This is a genomic window from Acinetobacter sp. GW821-FHT01E09, assembly GCF_059422385.1.
This window is the reverse complement of record NZ_JBWKWU010000001.1, coordinates 4581082-4599243: the sequence shown is the minus strand read 5'-3', so window position 1 is coordinate 4599243 and position 18162 is coordinate 4581082. Positions and strand designations below refer to the sequence as shown.

Annotated in this window: 12 protein-coding genes, 2 tRNA genes and 3 rRNA genes; 11 read left to right on the top strand and 6 right to left on the bottom strand. The window is 41.0% G+C overall.

All coding sequences use genetic code 11. The annotated features are described in order from the left end of the window. Positions 1 to 404: 404 nt before the first annotated feature. The 6 genes from AC07U8_RS21035 (at position 405) to AC07U8_RS21010 (ending at position 6206) form a co-directional block, all read left to right on the top strand. Positions 405 to 1943 (top strand): 16S ribosomal RNA (locus AC07U8_RS21035). A gap of 59 nt (positions 1944 to 2002) precedes the next feature. Next, a tRNA-Ile gene (locus tag AC07U8_RS21030) sits at positions 2003 to 2079 on the top strand. A gap of 44 nt (positions 2080 to 2123) precedes the next feature. Continuing rightward, a tRNA-Ala gene (locus AC07U8_RS21025) sits at positions 2124 to 2199 on the top strand. A 337-nt stretch (positions 2200 to 2536) separates the two neighbouring features. Continuing rightward, a 23S ribosomal RNA gene (locus AC07U8_RS21020) occupies positions 2537 to 5427 on the top strand. 167 nt (positions 5428 to 5594) lie between these two features. Further along, a 5S ribosomal RNA gene (rrf, locus tag AC07U8_RS21015) occupies positions 5595 to 5709 on the top strand. Together the 16S, 23S and 5S rRNA genes with 2 tRNA genes alongside form the textbook arrangement of a ribosomal RNA operon. 185 nt (positions 5710 to 5894) lie before the next feature. Next, positions 5895 to 6206 (top strand): ankyrin repeat domain-containing protein, encoded by a 312-nt coding sequence (locus AC07U8_RS21010; RefSeq protein WP_494738555.1) that lies wholly within the window; start codon positions 5895 to 5897, stop codon positions 6204 to 6206. A gap of 266 nt (positions 6207 to 6472) precedes the next feature. Here the strand turns inward: AC07U8_RS21010 and AC07U8_RS21005 are convergent, their stop codons facing one another. Genes AC07U8_RS21005 through tssH form a run of 6 tightly spaced genes read right to left on the bottom strand, consistent with a single transcriptional unit; the run spans position 6473 to position 14042 of the window. Continuing rightward, positions 6473 to 7456: a M15 family metallopeptidase gene (locus tag AC07U8_RS21005; protein WP_004823585.1), complete on the bottom strand. Its 984-nt coding sequence runs from the start codon at positions 7454 to 7456 to the stop codon at positions 6473 to 6475. Beyond that, positions 7453 to 8049 carry a hypothetical protein gene (locus tag AC07U8_RS21000; protein ID WP_494738554.1) on the bottom strand — a complete coding sequence of 199 codons (597 nt, stop codon included), beginning with the start codon at positions 8047 to 8049 and terminating at the stop codon, positions 7453 to 7455. Before AC07U8_RS21000 ends, AC07U8_RS21005 begins: the two co-directional genes overlap by 4 nt. Positions 8050 to 8060: 11 nt before the next feature. Next, a complete protein-coding gene (gene icmH, locus AC07U8_RS20995) occupies positions 8061 to 8861 on the bottom strand; it encodes a type IVB secretion system protein IcmH/DotU (protein WP_004723567.1) in 801 nt (266 codons plus the stop codon). Positions 8862 to 8875: 14 nt separating this feature from the next. Then, on the bottom strand, positions 8876 to 10240 hold the full coding sequence (gene tssK / locus AC07U8_RS20990) for a type VI secretion system baseplate subunit TssK (protein ID WP_004823587.1): 1365 nt from the start codon (positions 10238 to 10240) through the stop codon (positions 8876 to 8878). 6 nt (positions 10241 to 10246) lie between these two features. Then, a complete protein-coding gene (gene tssA, locus AC07U8_RS20985; RefSeq protein WP_004723563.1) occupies positions 10247 to 11350 on the bottom strand; it encodes a type VI secretion system protein TssA in 1104 nt (367 codons plus the stop codon). A 19-nt stretch (positions 11351 to 11369) separates the two neighbouring features. Continuing rightward, positions 11370 to 14042 carry a type VI secretion system ATPase TssH gene (tssH, locus tag AC07U8_RS20980; RefSeq protein WP_494738553.1) on the bottom strand — a complete coding sequence of 891 codons (2673 nt, stop codon included), beginning with the start codon at positions 14040 to 14042 and terminating at the stop codon, positions 11370 to 11372. Between the two features lie 365 nt (positions 14043 to 14407). Between tssH and AC07U8_RS20975 the strand changes: the two genes are divergently transcribed. The 5 genes from AC07U8_RS20975 to tssE all read left to right on the top strand — a co-directional run bounded on the left by AC07U8_RS20975 (position 14408) and on the right by tssE (position 18152). After that, on the top strand, positions 14408 to 15052 hold the full coding sequence (locus tag AC07U8_RS20975; protein WP_004723561.1) for a hypothetical protein: 645 nt from the start codon (positions 14408 to 14410) through the stop codon (positions 15050 to 15052). A gap of 29 nt (positions 15053 to 15081) precedes the next feature. Next, the gene (tssB, locus tag AC07U8_RS20970) at positions 15082 to 15591 is read left to right on the top strand and encodes a type VI secretion system contractile sheath small subunit (protein ID WP_004723560.1); all 510 of its coding nucleotides are present in this window, start codon (positions 15082 to 15084) and stop codon (positions 15589 to 15591) included. Beyond that, entirely contained in the window at positions 15584 to 17065 is a 1482-nt protein-coding gene (tssC, locus tag AC07U8_RS20965; RefSeq protein WP_004823591.1) for a type VI secretion system contractile sheath large subunit, read from the top strand. Before tssB ends, tssC begins: the two co-directional genes overlap by 8 nt. A gap of 46 nt (positions 17066 to 17111) precedes the next feature. Then, positions 17112 to 17615, top strand: a complete 504-nt coding sequence (locus tag AC07U8_RS20960) for an Hcp family type VI secretion system effector (RefSeq protein ID WP_004723558.1) — start codon at positions 17112 to 17114, stop codon at positions 17613 to 17615. Positions 17616 to 17678: 63 nt separating this feature from the next. Then, positions 17679 to 18152, top strand: coding sequence for a type VI secretion system baseplate subunit TssE (tssE, locus tag AC07U8_RS20955; protein WP_004723556.1), 474 nt, complete (start codon positions 17679 to 17681; stop codon positions 18150 to 18152). Positions 18153 to 18162: the final 10 nt, after the last annotated feature.

The window sequence follows — 18162 nt, the reverse complement described above, 5'->3', positions numbered from 1 at the left end:
TTTAAAAAAAGGGGTTGTGTTGGTTATGGAATGCTGTAGAATGCACATCCATCGGCGGTGATGTTAAATAAAACTTCTGATAAATCAGGCACTTGATTAAGTTGTTAAGATTTCGAATTGAGATTTTAAGATGAGGTTAGGGTTGGGTTTGTTAGAAAAAATAATTAACATTATTGATTGACTTTTTAGAGATAGAGAGTAGTATAGCCGACCTAGCTTGATGCTGACGAAGCATTGAGAAGATCATTAAGAGAATATGAAGAACAACTTGTGTGGATTTTTACTGATTGATTGATCGAAATATTATCATTGATTGATTGGTTTAAATTACTCGAAGTTTATTTGAGAGAATTTGTCAGTACATTGATGAGCCAGAATTGTGACCTTAAGTCACTAATGATTTTTAACTGAAGAGTTTGATCATGGCTCAGATTGAACGCTGGCGGCAGGCTTAACACATGCAAGTCGAGCGGGGAAGGTTGCTTCGGTAACTGACCTAGCGGCGGACGGGTGAGTAATACTTAGGAATCTGCCTATTAATGGGGGACAACATCTCGAAAGGGATGCTAATACCGCATACGCCCTACGGGGGAAAGCAGGGGATCACTTGTGACCTTGCGTTAATAGATGAGCCTAAGTCGGATTAGCTAGTTGGTGGGGTAAAGGCCTACCAAGGCGACGATCTGTAGCGGGTCTGAGAGGATGATCCGCCACACTGGGACTGAGACACGGCCCAGACTCCTACGGGAGGCAGCAGTGGGGAATATTGGACAATGGGGGGAACCCTGATCCAGCCATGCCGCGTGTGTGAAGAAGGCCTTATGGTTGTAAAGCACTTTAAGCGAGGAGGAGGCTCTTCTAGTTAATACCTAGGATGAGTGGACGTTACTCGCAGAATAAGCACCGGCTAACTCTGTGCCAGCAGCCGCGGTAATACAGAGGGTGCGAGCGTTAATCGGATTTACTGGGCGTAAAGCGTGCGTAGGCGGCTTTTTAAGTCGGATGTGAAATCCCCGAGCTTAACTTGGGAATTGCATTCGATACTGGGAAGCTAGAGTATGGGAGAGGATGGTAGAATTCCAGGTGTAGCGGTGAAATGCGTAGAGATCTGGAGGAATACCGATGGCGAAGGCAGCCATCTGGCCTAATACTGACGCTGAGGTACGAAAGCATGGGGAGCAAACAGGATTAGATACCCTGGTAGTCCATGCCGTAAACGATGTCTACTAGCCGTTGGGGCCTTTGAGGCTTTAGTGGCGCAGCTAACGCGATAAGTAGACCGCCTGGGGAGTACGGTCGCAAGACTAAAACTCAAATGAATTGACGGGGGCCCGCACAAGCGGTGGAGCATGTGGTTTAATTCGATGCAACGCGAAGAACCTTACCTGGTCTTGACATAGTAAGAACTTTCCAGAGATGGATTGGTGCCTTCGGGAACTTACATACAGGTGCTGCATGGCTGTCGTCAGCTCGTGTCGTGAGATGTTGGGTTAAGTCCCGCAACGAGCGCAACCCTTTTCCTTATTTGCCAGCACTTCGGGTGGGAACTTTAAGGATACTGCCAGTGACAAACTGGAGGAAGGCGGGGACGACGTCAAGTCATCATGGCCCTTACGACCAGGGCTACACACGTGCTACAATGGTCGGTACAAAGGGTTGCTACCTAGCGATAGGATGCTAATCTCAAAAAGCCGATCGTAGTCCGGATTGGAGTCTGCAACTCGACTCCATGAAGTCGGAATCGCTAGTAATCGCGGATCAGAATGCCGCGGTGAATACGTTCCCGGGCCTTGTACACACCGCCCGTCACACCATGGGAGTTTGTTGCACCAGAAGTAGGTAGTCTAACCGTAAGGAGGACGCTTACCACGGTGTGGCCGATGACTGGGGTGAAGTCGTAACAAGGTAGCCGTAGGGGAACCTGCGGCTGGATCACCTCCTTAACGAAAGATTGACGATTGGTAAGAATCCACAACAAGTTGTTCTTCATTGATGTATCTGAGGGTCTGTAGCTCAGTTGGTTAGAGCACACGCTTGATAAGCGTGGGGTCACAAGTTCAAGTCTTGTCAGACCCACCAAGTCTACTGAACACAGAAGAGCAGATATATTAAGATCTTAAGCTGGGGACTTAGCTTAGTTGGTAGAGCGCCTGCTTTGCACGCAGGAGGTCAACGGTTCGACTCCGTTAGTCTCCACCACTATATAAAGACTAAGTGATTACAGAACTTAGTAAGCCGATAGCTTATTAAGTTCTGTGATTTATCACAGTTAACTACTCGCTGACGAGGCGGTAGTGAATCATTAACAGAATATATTTGAGTTGAAATAATTGTTTAAACTCGTTTTAGTTGATGTTAGCAAGTAATTGTTAATGTTGAGTGAAATGAGCACTAGCGATAAAACTGAATCAAGCGTTTTGGTATATGAATTAAATTGAAGCTGTATGGTGATTAAGTTCACAGGCAACAAATAGAAGTGATTAAGTTCACATTGTTGATCCTCCTTGTAGGGATTAACGACTGTTTGGGGTTGTATAGTCAAGTAATTAAGTGCATGTGGTGGATGCCTTGGCAGTCAGAGGCGATGAAAGACGTAATAGCCTGCGATAAGCTTCGGGGAGGCGGCAAATATCCTGTGATCCGGAGATTTCTGAATGGGGAAACCCACTTACCATAAGGTAGGTATCGCATGATGAATACATAGTCATGCGAGGCGAACGAGGGGAAGTGAAACATCTCAGTACCCTTAGGAAAAGAAATCAATTGAGATTCCCTCAGTAGCGGCGAGCGAACGGGGATCAGCCCATTAAGTTATATGTGTTTTAGCGGAAAGCTCTGGGAAGTGCTACCGTAGAGGGTGATAGTCCCGTACACGAAAGGGCACATATAATGATGACGAGTAGGGCGAGGCACGTGAAACCTTGTCTGAATATGGGGGGACCATCCTCCAAGGCTAAATACTCCTGACTGACCGATAGTGAACCAGTACCGTGAGGGAAAGGCGAAAAGAACCCCTGTGAGGGGAGTGAAATAGATCCTGAAACCGCATGCATACAAGCAGTGGGAGCCAACTTGTTTGGTGACTGCGTACCTTTTGTATAATGGGTCAGCGACTTATATTCAGTAGCAAGGTTAACCGCATAGGGGAGCCGTAGAGAAATCGAGTCTTAATAGGGCGTTTAGTTGCTGGGTATAGACCCGAAACCGGGTGATCTATCCATGAGCAGGTTGAAGGTTGGGTAACACTAACTGGAGGACCGAACCCACTGTCGTTGAAAAGCCAGGGGATGACTTGTGGATAGGGGTGAAAGGCTAATCAAACTCGGTGATAGCTGGTTCTCCCCGAAAGCTATTTAGGTAGCGCCTCGGACGAATACCATAGGGGGTAGAGCACTGTTTCGGCTAGGGGGTCATCCCGACTTACCAAACCGATGCAAACTCCGAATACCTATGAGTACTATCCGGGAGACAGACTGCGGGTGCTAACGTCCGTAGTCAAGAGGAAAACAATCCAGACCGCCAGCTAAGGCCCCCAAATTATAGTTAAGTGGGAAACGATGTGGGAAGGCATAGACAGCTAGGAGGTTGGCTTAGAAGCAGCCACCCTTTAAAGAAAGCGTAATAGCTCACTAGTCGAGTCGGCCTGCGCGGAAGATGTAACGGGGCTAAAACTATATGCCGAAGCTGCGGATGTATACTATGTATACGTGGTAGGGGAGCGTTCTGTAAGCCGATGAAGGTGTATTGAGAAGTATGCTGGAGGTATCAGAAGTGCGAATGCTGACGTGAGTAACGACAAAACGGGTGAAAAACCCGTTCGCTGAAAGACCAAGGGTTCCAGTCCAACGTTAATCGGGGCTGGGTGAGTCGACCCCTAAGGCGAGGCCGAGAGGCGTAGTCGATGGGAAATTGGTTAATATTCCAATACTTCTGTGTAATGCGATGAGAGGACGGAGAAAGTTAAGTCAGCCTGGCGTTGGTTGTCCAGGTGAAAGGCAGTAGGCATGCATCTTAGGCAAATCCGGGGTGCTCTATGCTGAGAGCTGATAGCAAGCTAGTTTACTAGCGAAGTGGCTGATACTATGCTTCCAGGAAAAGTCTCTAAGCTTCAGTTACACAGGAATCGTACCCTAAACCGACACAGGTGGTCAGGTCGAGTAGACCAAAGCGCTTGAGAGAACTCTGCTGAAGGAACTAGGCAAAATGGTACCGTAACTTCGGGAGAAGGTACGCTGCTGACGGTGATAGGACTTGCTCCTTGAGCTATTGGCAGCCACAGAAACCAGGCCCCTGCAACTGTTTATTAAAAACATAGCACTCTGCAAACACGAAAGTGGACGTATAGGGTGTGATGCCTGCCCGGTGCTGGAAGGTTAATTGATGGGGTTAGCGTAAGCGAAGCTCTTGATCGAAGCCCCAGTAAACGGCGGCCGTAACTATAACGGTCCTAAGGTAGCGAAATTCCTTGTCGGGTAAGTTCCGACCTGCACGAATGGCATAATGATGGGGGCGCTGTCTCCAGCAGAGGCTCAGTGAAATCGAAATCGCCGTGAAGATGCGGTGTACCCGCGGCTAGACGGAAAGACCCCGTGAACCTTTACTGCAGCTTGACATTGAACTTTGATCTTACTTGTGTAGGATAGGTGGGAGGCTTTGAAGTAGTGACGCCAGTTGCTATGGAGCCATCCTTGAAATACCACCCTGGTAATATTGAGGTTCTAACTCTGTCCCGTTATCCGGGACGAGGACCATGTCTGGTGGGTAGTTTGACTGGGGCGGTCTCCTCCTAAAGAGTAACGGAGGAGTACGAAGGTGCGCTCAGCGTGGTCGGAAATCACGCGTAGAGTATAAAGGCAAAAGCGCGCTTAACTGCGAGACCCACAAGTCGAGCAGGTACGAAAGTAGGTCTTAGTGATCCGGTGGTTCTGTATGGAAGGGCCATCGCTCAACGGATAAAAGGTACTCTGGGGATAACAGGCTGATACCGCCCAAGAGTTCATATCGACGGCGGTGTTTGGCACCTCGATGTCGGCTCATCTCATCCTGGGGCTGAAGCAGGTCCCAAGGGTATGGCTGTTCGCCATTTAAAGAGGTACGCGAGCTGGGTTTAGAACGTCGTGAGACAGTTCGGTCCCTATCTACCGTGGGCGTTGGAAATTTGAGAGGATCTGCTCCTAGTACGAGAGGACCAGAGTGGACGAACCTCTGGTGTACCGGTTGTGACGCCAGTCGCATCGCCGGGTAGCTATGTTCGGAAGGGATAACCGCTGAAAGCATCTAAGCGGGAAGCCTACCTCAAGATAAGATTTCCCTAGGACTTTATGTCCTCTAAAGAGCCGTTGAAGACTACGACGTTGATAGGTTGGATGTGGAAGTGCGGTGACGCATGAAGCTGACCAATACTAATTGCTCGTGAGGCTTGACTATACAACACCCAAGCAGTTGTATATGAAGCATCATTTGATTCATAAAAGATCAAACATACTTGATTTAGTTGTAAAGCTAGTTAAACTATTCAACTCAAATGTTCTGTTAAACTCATTTGGTACGAAGTAAGGCATTTAAATAAGACCCGAACAAGTCCATAACAGTTTGCTGGCGACAATAGCAAGAGTGAACCACCTGATCCCTTCCCGAACTCAGAAGTGAAACCTCTTAGCGCTGATGGTAGTGTGGGGTTACCCATGTGAGAGTAAGTCATCGCCAGCTTTTAAATCTAAAACACCCCGGTCTCTAGCGAGAACGGGGTGCTTTTTTATGTGCGGTGTTGATTAGCGAAATGAAACAGATCTCGTTATATTAAGCTAATTGATCACTGACTTCATTGAATAATGAACTGTTGACCTTTAAAATTTTTAGCTAAATAATAATTGAACAAAAATTTGGTATTTCTTATGAAACTTAACTCATTCTCACCGCTTCCTGATCATGATGAAGAATTACATCTTCCTGAACTGGTGTATGCTGCATCTTTAGGGGAGTTTGAACAGGTCGAACAACTATTATCACAAGGTGTTGATGTCAATCAAACTGATGATGAGGGCTATAGTGCGCTACAAGCTGCGGCGGAGAATGATCATTTAGATATTGTTAAATTATTGATTTCTAAAGGCGCAGACAAAGACTATAAAAGTCAATTTACCGCATTAGAGCTTGCAGAAATGGCTGAAAATCAACAGATTATTACGTATTTAAATGGTTTATAGATTCTCAAACAATATGATGTGAATCAGATATTCTATAGATATAAAAAGAAAACCCCATCATCCTGATGGGGTTTTCTTTGTATTGGTGTGTTAGATCTGACTCCTGTCGAATCTCACGTTCCTGATGCTCAGACGCTTTATTGTTGTTTTATGTCTGGGAAACTTCCTGTTCCCTATAACTATAGAATATAAGACTGTGCTTTGATCGTATAGATGACAATCGCTGTGATTGCTGTAAGCATTTTCCTACACAGACAACATGGCTATTAATTTACATCAATATTATTTGCCATAAGTCCTTTGCCTTGTGCTTCAGCAATCAAGCGTTCAGCAGATTCACGGTTTTTACGCAGTCCTGGCATACGGAACTCAGTATGACCATAGTCGTGAATGCGTGTCCAACGTCCACCCCACGTTAAACCTACAGATTCAGCAACAACCCCATACAATTGATAACCTTTCCACGCCCAAGGATCTCGTTCAGAAATAACAACTTTACCATCTCGTTTAAAGGCAACATCGGCTGCTAAACCAAATTGATGATAACTTTGATAGGCTTTGGCTAAAGTCGTGGCTGTATTGCCAGATAAACGAGTTTGACGCTCTGGACTACGATAACCTTCTAAAAGCACCATTTCATAACCATGGCGCTCTTTCATGATTTTAAAGACCATGAGTAAACGCTGCTTATAACTTGGATGCATTTTGTCCCATTTGCGGTCAACCATTGCTGTATCGAAGCTGCTACGTTGATCTCCAATCCCTTCATTATCTATAGCTGATGGATTTACACTTGGGAATTGATGATTTGGAACAGGATTTTCTCTTTCCAATATCTGTGCTTGAACAATCGCAGCATCAATTAAGCTTTCATCCACTGCTGGAGGAGGGGTTAAAACCTCACCATTTAATAGCGCATAAATTTGAGGGTCAGTTTTTCTTAAATATTCTGCTTCAACCTTTGTCGGATCAATTGGTCGTGTAAATGCAAAAACAAGAATGCTGGAAAGTAAAAAGAAACCCGCAATCAAAATCCACCATTGCTGTAAATGCCAATGGGTTTGGGTTTGATTGGCTGAGGCTGCTTGATTCATTTGTTCTGCAAAGTGCTTTGCAGAAGCCAGCTTTCTCTTACCTTGCGGTAAAAGCGCTTTAAGGTAGTCTAAAGTTTTATGTCTAATTTCATAAGACATCAAAAAAGTTAGACCAAGCACCAAAAAGATAAAACAAATGACAACAAACAAAATCATGGTTTGTTTTCTATGACTTTACGGTCTATCGTCACTTTCACTGTACCTTCAGGGGAAGCTTCTTGCGCTTCCTCTTTTTTTGGTGCGGCTTCTTTTTCAGTAGGTTTAGCCGCAGTTTCTGCTTTTGCTTCTACTTTTGCTTTTGGTACTGGTTTTGCGGTTATTGCAGCCTGTGGTCTGGTTGCAGCTGGCGGTGGCACTGCTGGTTTCGCCTCTGGTTTTAGCATTTGTTCAAACGGGGAGGCATTCGGATTTGGAGTTTTCTGAGCAGCAACCTTATTTTCATGTTTAAAAATCTGATTGAAATCTTTTTCATTGATATGCTGCTTATATGCACCAGCATTTTCATCGTGATGATTGGTTGCTGTTTCTTCAGCATGCACATCGCGTAGTTCAGGTTCTTGTGTTGCAACCGAATCCGTATTGGTACTGTTATTTTCTGTTGGGTTGATATTGATAAAAACAAAAAAGAAAATAGCAGAGATAACCATCCCAGCAATTAAACCAAGTAGAAAAACAGATGATTTCCCCAATGTTTTTTTAGCGGGTTTACTTTGTAATATACGAATAGATGTTTGTTTTTCTTGTGTCATAATTCAACCTGTCAAGGCAATTGAATAGTGATATGTGCTTGTTCAGCAGGTGCAGAAATCACATTATTAAATTTCGCAATAGAAGCATTTTCCGTCTTATTCAACATGAATTTTAGGCCAGCGAAAGCCAGTACAGCAAATAACAACAGGAAAATTAAAATCCAAACAAAGGGTAATTCTTTATGAATAATATTTTTGATTTGATCTGGTAAAGCCGCAAAAGGAGAAAAGGCCGTCTTTTTGCCTTTTAAATAATCGATTTCATCACCGACTCGTGCCACAAGATGATTTAAACTTTCAATTGATTCAATACGATACTTACCTTGGAATCCAAGCAATAAGCAATAATGAAAAACTTCGAGAGAAGCCAATCGTTCTTTACCACGAGCACGAATCAGTTCGAGAAACTCAAAGAAACGATAACCTGCAAGCTGTGAACCAAATAAAGTTAATTGGAGTGGACTGATTAACCAATGATTTTGTAAGTTAAAGAATGATGGATCTTGTTGAGTAACAATGGTTTCATCAATTAAAGCGCAATATGCATATTTTGCATCATGAATATCTTCAGGAGAAAACTGCAGTTTTTTTGCTTGATGTTCAAAACGATTCAACAAGTCTAAAATTTTGTCTTTAAAGCCGTTTGCATTTTCTGGCACATACTGATTTTTCAATAAGAAAACAATATAAAATCCGTCATGTAGAAGGTCGACTAAATTGGTTGCTTGTGTGATTTTGGATTGTTGAGGTAAAGAACCTCCACCGATTTGTCCATCATCAAACAGTGAGGGGGCAATATTATTCTGGCTCATGACATACTCCTCGCTTAACCATTCATCACTGCAATTAATTCAATACTGATATCTTGGAAACCTGCAGGGACATAAATACAGATGGTTTCAGAATCAAGCATACGTTGATACATTTCATGATGTGGTTCAATTTCAAAATAATTCACACCAGAACGCACCGGGATAGCAGTTGGAATTTGGACTAAATGATGAATTGGGATTGCAGGAAGTGCAGCAACAACACGTTGTTCAACATCGACAGTATTCCCGACTTTGAAACGCAGTGGGACAATTTGAATCAGTTCATGGGTTTGCATCATGCTACTAGAAACAGCGATATAAAGTCTTGATTCTTTGGTGATTTTATCTGTTTCTAAGCTTCCGACCCAATAAGATGGGCGAATTTCTTTTAGCGCAATACTGATATAACGACTTGAAATAATCGTATCGAGCAATTCGCGTAAAATTTTATCAAGCTGGCTAAAGCTATCTTGCAAGTTATGATGTTGATATTGTGGTAAATGTTCAACTTCATATGCGGTCGAGAATGTCAGCAATGAACCCGTTAAACGCAGAAGTTCAAAAAATAGTTTTTCAGGGTGAATCTGCGGATTTTGTAACAGATGATTCAAGGTCGCATGAGCAGTATTTAGTGCATTGACCAACCAGAATGAAACAATATCACCCGATCTAAATTCAATGAGCTTTTGTTCATTTTCACGGTTATTGGTTTGAATCATTTTAATTTTGGCACGAACAACGTTCAATGTTCGCTTCAAATTTGCCAATAAGGTTTCATTTGACTGAATATGTAAAATTGGTGGAATATATTTTGAATCAATCTCAAAATTCCCTGAACTATGACGTCGAATTTTTCCGATAGCAAGATATAAAAAACCATCTAAATCTTGATTTGGATCTGCTTGAACATCAAAAAGTTTAAATTCAGTTCGGCGTCGAAGAAATGTAATTTCAGCAGGGGATGCATCAGTAAAAAGATCGTGAGTTTCATTCAAATATGAATGGTAGCGAGCAGGTTGTTTATCCTGTTCATCAGAGATGTTCTTTTTATTCGGTTGTAAAATAGGCAATGCTAAGTAGATTAACATTTCCCCACGCAAGTTCAGTTCATCCAATAAAATTGGTTGTGGTAACAGATCTTTGGCCGGCGCTTGGTAAATTTCACCATCCTGCCAAATCATATCGATTTGCTCTAAAGCAAGCACATGTGTGCCCAGTTGTGTTTCGTCAAATCGAAGATTTTTAATTCCATAAGGATAAGGAATCGTTGAACGAATGGTGTGGTTAAGTCGTTGTTCTTGATACGTATCTTGTAATTGGAAGTGTTGTGGTCTTAAAAATAAACCTTCACCCCAAAGAACTTTTTCTGCTTTAAACATAGATGATTACCATTCAGAAGATTCATTATTTTGGTTTACGCCCAATAATTCTTGAATAGAATCAAGGGGATTATCATTTTTAATGACTTGAGTTAACCATTCATGTAAAGGCATTTGGCTCCATTTAATTGTTTTTTGCAGCATATAACTCACAGGACTATGCGGCTCATTGGTTTGAAAGTAATCGGCAATCTCTTGTAAAACCCGCATTGCCTGTTCACGGTTTTGTAAATGGCTTTGTGGTTGAGGTTGAAATGTTTGCGCTTGTGGAATTGGCGCTGAATGCGTTGTTTCTGTTACTGGCATTGTCATTTGAGCTGGGGTATCTTCAACTGCAGCTGTATTGGTGTTGTTTCCAAATGAGTCTGCTTTATAGATTTTTTTCAGGTTCATTTGAATATTTTCAAACTGTGAATCGATACTCGCAAAACTTGGTGCTTCCAGCTCCATTAATGCATCTAATGTTTGTTTGATAATATTCCAATGCTGCAAAATTTCTTGAAATTGCTGATAATTTTGATACTGAAAAGTCCGTGAGGTATTGAATAGCGCTTGATTGAATTGATCTAATTCTAAGGACGCTTCTACACTGTCAGAATCTTCGGCTTGCTTACGACGATTATTCTGTAAATGTAAGAATTTTTCGTATTGGGCAAGTGAATAAAATGGTTGAATGTTGATGAGCGGAACATTCTTTACCAAGCTCGGTAATTGGGTGGTAAAACCTTGCAGTAAGCCTAAGCGTTGATCTAAGTCGTCATCTTCAATTTCAGGATGAATCTTTAACCAGAACTGTTCTAAAACACGGTGACTCAGTTCTAGTCCTTTGATTAAGCCTTCAAAGCCATAGAGGTTTGTCCAAGCTTCTGTAAGCCAGGTTAATAAACGAATATCTTTGGTTTTTTGCGTGAGTAATTGGATTGATTTTTCTGCAACAAATGACCAGTCGGCTTGCTTTGGCTCAGAAATCCAATCACCTTGGTCTAATAAAGGATCATCATGGGTACGTGCTTTTTTGATTTCGTGAAACTCATTGGAAAAAGATAAATCTTCTCCACACGGATGAGCATCAGAAATAGGTTCTAATAAGACGTCTAAATTTATATCCATTTTCTATACTCGTATATATTTAAGCTTCCACAACTTTTGATTTTTTGCTCGACTTTTTCTTTGCTGGCTTCGCTTGTGGATCTAATAGGTAAATGATTTCATCATCTTTAGTATCAATATGAATGACTTTTGGTATTTTTTGTTCAGCCAAAGCCACCAATATTTCAGTGGCCAAAGCAGGTAACACTGAGGCATTTAAAATGTTATCAACATTACGTGCGCCACTATCAACTTCAGTACAACGACTTAGAATTAATTCGATTAAATCTTCGCTATATGTCACTTTGGTTTCATACTGCTTTTCGAGTCGTGCTGTAATTTTTCCTATTTTATGCTCAATAATTCTGACTAATAGATCATCATGTAATGGGAAGTAAGGGACAATTCGCATACGGCCTAAGAATGCTGGCTTAAATTGTTTGTATAAGCTTGGTTTGAGTTGTTCAGTCAGCTCTTCAGCACTTGGCCATTCTTCGACAGGTTGATTTAAGCATGCCTGCATGATGGCATTTGAGCCCGTGTTTGACGTCAGTAATATCGTGGTGTTTTTAAAATCAATCACACGACCTTCACCATCTTCGAGTGTGCCCTTGTCAAAAACTTGATAGAACAGTTCTTGAACATCGCTGTGTGCTTTTTCAATCTCGTCTAATAACACAACACTATACGGATTACGTCGAACGGCTTCAGTCAAAACACCGCCTTGACCATACCCGACATATCCTGGAGGCGCACCTTTAAGCGAAGAAACCGTATGCGCCTCTTGGTATTCAGACATATTGATGGTGATTAAATGTGACTCACCACCATAAAGTTCATTGGCAAGTGCTAAGGCAGTTTCTGTTTTACCTACACCACTTGGCCCGACAAGCATGAAAACACCCTGTGGTTTATTTGGATCTTCTAAACGTGCTTTTGATGTTTTAATACCTTGAACCAACTGATGTAGGGCATAATCTTGTCCCATCACACGTTTTTCAAGTTTTTCTTCCAGACTGAGAATTTGCTTAATTTCATCATTGACCATTTTGCCAACAGGAATACCCGTCCAGTCTGAAATAATTTCATTAATAATTTGGGCATTTACACGTTCAAAGACCAGTGGTTGCTGACCTTGTAGCTCAGATAGCTGCGTACGTGTACTGAGAATCTCATCTTTGTTGGAATCAGCCTGTTCAGCAGTTTCTAATGCTTGGATTTTTTGAATCAGTGCCAATTCAGCTTGCCATTGTTGTTCTGTTTGCTGAATTTCTTGATCAAGCAATTCCAATGATGATGTTAATTGAGCTAAACGTTCTTCATGAATTGGCTGGTGACGGTGTTCATTTTCAATAATATTGAATTCAAGATTTAAATTATGTTGTTGTGCTTTAAGTTGATCGAGTTTGACCGGTTGAGCATTTTGGGTTAGCGCAACACGAGCCGCAGCGGTGTCAAGCACACTAATGGCTTTATCTGGGAGTTGGCGGCCACTAATATAACGATGTGAAGAATGAACAGCGGTGATAATCGCTTCATCATCAATGCGTAAATTAAAGTGATTGGCCATCACTGGAATCATGGCACGTAGCATATCGATCGCGACTTCTTCAGTCGGTTCTTCTACTTTGACCACTTGGAAACGACGACTTAAAGCAGCATCTTTTTCAAAATATTGTTTGTATTCAGCCCAAGTTGTTGCTGCAATTGTGCGTAATTCACCGCGCGCAAGTGCAGGTTTTAATAAGTTCGCAGCATCATTTTGCCCAGCTTGGCCGCCCGCACCAATCATGGTGTGAGCTTCATCAATAAACAAAATAATTGGATGAGAAGACTGTTGTACTTCTTGAATCACTTGTTTTAAGCGGTTTTCAAACTCACCTTTAACACTTGCACCCGCTTGTAACAGGCCCATATCCAAAGAGTGTAATTGGACATTTTTTAACGCATCGGGCACTTGGTTCTGTGAAATTTTTAATGCCAGACCTTCTACAACAGCCGTTTTTCCCACACCAGGTTCACCCGTTAAAATAGGGTTGTTTTGACGACGACGCATCAAGATATCAAGCATTAAACGGATTTCATATTCACGACCAATGACTGGATCAATCCCACCTTTTTGGGCTTTTTCAGTCAAATTAATGGTGAACTGATCTAATGCAGGTGTCTTTTTGCACGAAGCGGAATTGTCTGTTGGCTGATTCTTAAGTTCAGCTTCTTGTTCTTGAGAATTTGTTGGAATATTTTCGGCGCTGTTTACACAAATTTCCAAAAATTTATGCTTCATCGTATCGATTGGAAACAGATCAAATAAGCTCGATGCTCGAATAGCAATTTGGTAAAGATCAGATGCTGTTAAAAGTGCAATCAATAAATGACCGCTTCGGATCACTGGGTCTGGTTCAGCCGAAGCAAGTAACCAAGCTTGTTCAAGAAGTCTAACAATTGATTTGGAAAAAATAGGTGTACGGGTATTTCCTTTAGGAAGTTGAGAAATACACTCTAATAAATCCGTTAAAAGTGCATCTTTTGAAATTTTGTATTTATTAAGTAGAAGTTCAAGATCATTGGATTGTTGTTCTAATAATTTGACAAAAAAATGTTCGATTTCGATTTCAAAATTTTGATGGTTTACACATAAGTTGGCGGATTGTTCTAAAGATGTACGTGAAGATGCTGATAACTTTTTAATCAAAACTTTTAGATCTGTCATTTTCTGTCTCTCTCAAAAAACTTTATTTCTAGGCAAATAAATTCTAAATTTTCTAGCCTATAAATTTGGCATTAAAATTAGTATATTGAAATCAAATATTTAATAATTTTTTAAAAATCACTGGAAATATTTTACATAAAAAAAAACTTTTGTGAAGACAGGATATTATGTATATTATGCAACCAATTAAAAAAGTCATTTTTATCAAACGGTTAAAATATTGATACGAAATTTAACTTGACGAGGGTACGTTTTTTTAGTCTTATTTTTAAGTCTTTAACGAAATTGCTTAATTATACATATTTATAAAACATCAAAAGTAAATCTATTGAATAACTGAATCAAGTAAATATTGAGGTTGGATTTTGAAGAATTTTATTCCATATATTTTAGTTCTTGGCGCATCATTGGCGACTACATTTGTCTACGCGGATGATGAAATCAAACTAAAAAGATCCTGTATAAAAGATTACCCAATGGTCGAGGGAGAAACCAATCCTGAGTTGTTGGCGGTCTATTCACAATTGTGTGATAAGAAAAATAAAGACAATAAAAACAAACTGTTGGTCTCAGCGGCAGAGAAGTTTCAGCAAATTGGAAAAAATGATAAAGCCATCCAAATTGTCAATTATTTAGAAACGCAAAACATCCAAAGCAATGAATTAACGGATGTCAAATTCCTTGCAGGAATTGGCTTAGCTTCTGATGCATTGAATAAAATGCGCACACGTGAAATGAGATATTTGACTGAGGATAAAACCTATCCTGTTGCGAAAAGTTTTACTGACGCAGTTAGACAAGCAATGCCAGCAGCAGTTTTGGTTGAAAAAAATCAGGAAAGTGCCCCAGTTGTAGAGCGTGCTCGTCCACAGAAGGTAAGTCGCCCTCAGAAGAACCGTGCTACACCAACACGCTCAACGCCTGCTGCAAAACCAGCTACAAAGCCTACTGCGACGCCAGCGAAACCGAAGTCTACGTCATCAGCACCAAGACCGAACTTCCCAACATAATTTATTGCCCAAATTAATGGATAACAAAAATGTCAAAACGTGAAAGTGTACAGAAGAAATTACAGCGAATCCGACCACCACGTGTTCAACTGACTTATGATGTTGAAGTCGGTGATGGTAAAGAAATTAAAGAGTTACCTTTTGTTGTAGGTGTTTTAGGTGACTTTTCTGCTGCTTCTGAGTTAGAAAAAACCAAATTAAAAGATAAAAAATTCATCAATGTCGACTTAGAAAACATTGATGAAGTGATGGAGTCGTTGTCTCCACGTGCCGCATATCAAGTTGAAAATACGCTGACTGAAGAGGGTGGGCGTATGTCGGTCGACTTAACCTTTAAATCGATGGAAGATTTCAGACCAGAACAAGTAGTACAACAAGTAGAACCATTGAGAAAATTAGTTGAAGCTCGTGAACGCTTAACGGATTTGAGAAATAAGATTTCAAATAGTGAGCGTTTGGAAGATTTACTTGATGAAGTCTTACAAAATACTGATCAGATTCGTAAATTAAGCGCTGAGGCGGGTCCTGAAAATGAGTAATTTACAAACCAATACTGTGCAAGATGCAGCCGTAGAAGAAGTAAGTTTACTTGATTCTATCGTGGAGCGTAGCCGAATTGCACGTAATGACGAAGAGCATGACCGTGCGAAAAGCTTGATTGGTGAATTGGCCAAAGAAGTGATGGCAGGAACAATCACTGTTTCAGAAAATATGTCTTTATCGATTGATAAGCGTATTGCTGAAATAGATGCGTTGATTTCAAAGCAGCTCAGTAAAATCATGCACAATGAGCAGTTTCAGAAAATTGAATCGACTTGGCGTGGTTTGTATTACTTCTGTCAGGAGTCACCTTCAAATCCATTGATCAAAATTCGTATGTTAAACACAACGAAAAAAGAATTGGTCAAAGATTTCCAAGGTGCGACAGATTTCGATCAAAGTACTTTGTTTAAAAAAGTTTATGAAGAAGAATACGGTTCATTCGGTGGTGCACCTTATGCAACATTGATCGGTGACTTTGAGTTTGACCGTACTCCTTCAGACATGTATCTGTTAGAACAGATTTCACATGTTGCAGCAGCGGCACATGCTCCGTTTATTTCGGCAGCAAGCAGTAATATGTTAGGCCTTGAATCATTTACAGATATTGATCGTCCTCGTGACGTTTCAAAAGTATTTGAAACAGCAGAATATGTACAGTGGCGTTCTTTCCGTGAAAGCGACGACGCTCGTTATGTTGCGTTGACAATGCCACGCGTTTTAGGCCGTTTGCCTTATGATCCAAAAGAAGGTTGGGCGACTGAAGGCTTTAACTTTGTGGAAGAAGTTTCAGGGCAAAACCATGATGAATATTTGTGGATGAATGCAGCTTATGCGTTTGGTACTCGTTTGACCAATGCATTTGACCTCCATGGTTGGTGTGCTGCGATTCGCGGAGTTGAAGGTGGTGGTATGGTCGAAGGCTTACCAGTACATACTTTCAAAACCAATGATGGTGAAGTTGTATTTAAGTGCCCAACTGAAATTGCGATCACTGACCGTCGTGAGAAAGAGTTGAGTGACTTAGGTTTTATTCCACTTGTTCATTGTAAAAATACAGATTACGCAGCATTTTTTGGTGCACAGTCTACGCAAAAACCGAAGAAGTATGACAGTGATACGGCAAATGCGAACTCATCATTATCTAGCCAGATCCAATACATCATGGCAGTTTCACGAATTGCACATTATTTAAAAGCAATGATGCGAGATAAAGTCGGAAGCTTTGCTTCAGCGGGTAATGTAGAAGCATTTTTAAATGAATGGCTATCACAATACGTATTGCTTGATGATGGTGCTTCACAAGAAGCTAAAGCGCAGTATCCATTGCGTGAAGCTTCTGTAAAAGTTGTAGAGAATCCTGCAGAGCCAGGGCACTACAAGTCTGTGGTCTTCTTAAGACCGCATTTCCAGCTAGATGAGTTGTCGGTTTCTTTGCGACTTGTCACTGAGTTACCTCAGTCCTCGAATTAAAATAGAGCGTGGCTAAATAATAACTTTAAAAAATAAGGGTAATCCAATGAAAGATATATACGTTCAATTCCAAGGTAAGTATAAGGTTGATGGCGAGTCACGTGATTCTGAGCACAAAAATTGGCTAGAAGTTAATTCTTGGTCTCATAATATTCGTCAGCCGAAATCTGCGACTTCTTCAAGCGTTGGTGGTCATACTGCTGAACGTGTAGAACACTCAGATATGCTTTTTGTTAAAGATTTGGATGCAACTAGTCCAAAACTTTGGGAAGCTTGTTCTGCGGGTTATACATTTGATGAAGTTCAAATTGACTTCTACCGTGCAAATGGTGACAAACGTATTAAGTACCTTCAAATCAAACTTAAGCATGTACTTGTTTCAAGTGTAACGCCTACGGTAAATGAAGAAGGTGTTCCAACTGAAGCATTTGGTCTTAAATATGCTGCGGTTGAGTGGACTTATAATCAACAAGATATTAACGGTTCTGCTAAAGGTGCCGTTACTAAGAAATGGTCTCTTTCTAACAATACAGCATCTTACGCTGCTTAATTGTTTGTTGGAACAGATAGGGACTCGGGTCCCTATCTGTTTCATATTATTAGAATATACATTATGAATTTAGATCAACTATACCCATATGGATTTCGATCTACACTATTTGATCGTTTAATTGTTGAAGATGATTATATTAAAGGGCTTTCGATTCATGAGTTAAGAGAGTCTGTTGCTCATGATTTAGAAGATTTATTAAATACACGAATTGCCAAGCTAGATCTGGAAATCGATGATTTTCCTTTAGTGAAAAAGTCTATTGTACAATTTGGCATTATTGATTTTGTTGGGCTTTCAACAGCGAATCCAACCGATCGAGATACCATCTGCCAGTCTATAGAACAATCGATTGCTGCACATGAACCACGCTTAAAACAAATTAAAGTAGAAATGCAGTTAGATGACCAAAATGTTGGTTCGTTATGCCTAAGCATTCAAGCTTATTTAAATATCCACCCACTTTATGAACCTGTAATTTTTGATGCCTTACTTAAGCCAACAACACAGCAATATGTGATTTCTGCCAGATCTTAAAATAAAGTAG

What these genes read in the sequence shown, in the direction of transcription:
- AC07U8_RS21010 (WP_494738555.1), top strand. Translation starts at nt 5,895, where the DNA reads ATGAAACTTAACTCATTCTCACCGCTTCCTGATCATGATGAAGAATTA.
- AC07U8_RS21005 (WP_004823585.1), bottom strand. Translation starts at nt 7,456, where the DNA reads ATGATTTTGTTTGTTGTCATTTGTTTTATCTTTTTGGTGCTTGGTCTA.
- AC07U8_RS21000 (WP_494738554.1), bottom strand. Translation starts at nt 8,049, where the DNA reads ATGACACAAGAAAAACAAACATCTATTCGTATATTACAAAGTAAACCC.
- icmH (WP_004723567.1), bottom strand. Translation starts at nt 8,861, where the DNA reads ATGAGCCAGAATAATATTGCCCCCTCACTGTTTGATGATGGACAAATC.
- tssK (WP_004823587.1), bottom strand. Translation starts at nt 10,240, where the DNA reads ATGTTTAAAGCAGAAAAAGTTCTTTGGGGTGAAGGTTTATTTTTAAGA.
- tssA (WP_004723563.1), bottom strand. Translation starts at nt 11,350, where the DNA reads ATGGATATAAATTTAGACGTCTTATTAGAACCTATTTCTGATGCTCAT.
- tssH (WP_494738553.1), bottom strand. Translation starts at nt 14,042, where the DNA reads ATGACAGATCTAAAAGTTTTGATTAAAAAGTTATCAGCATCTTCACGT.
- tssB (WP_004723560.1), top strand. Translation starts at nt 15,082, where the DNA reads ATGTCAAAACGTGAAAGTGTACAGAAGAAATTACAGCGAATCCGACCA.
- tssC (WP_004823591.1), top strand. Translation starts at nt 15,584, where the DNA reads ATGAGTAATTTACAAACCAATACTGTGCAAGATGCAGCCGTAGAAGAA.
- AC07U8_RS20960 (WP_004723558.1), top strand. Translation starts at nt 17,112, where the DNA reads ATGAAAGATATATACGTTCAATTCCAAGGTAAGTATAAGGTTGATGGC.
- tssE (WP_004723556.1), top strand. Translation starts at nt 17,679, where the DNA reads ATGAATTTAGATCAACTATACCCATATGGATTTCGATCTACACTATTT.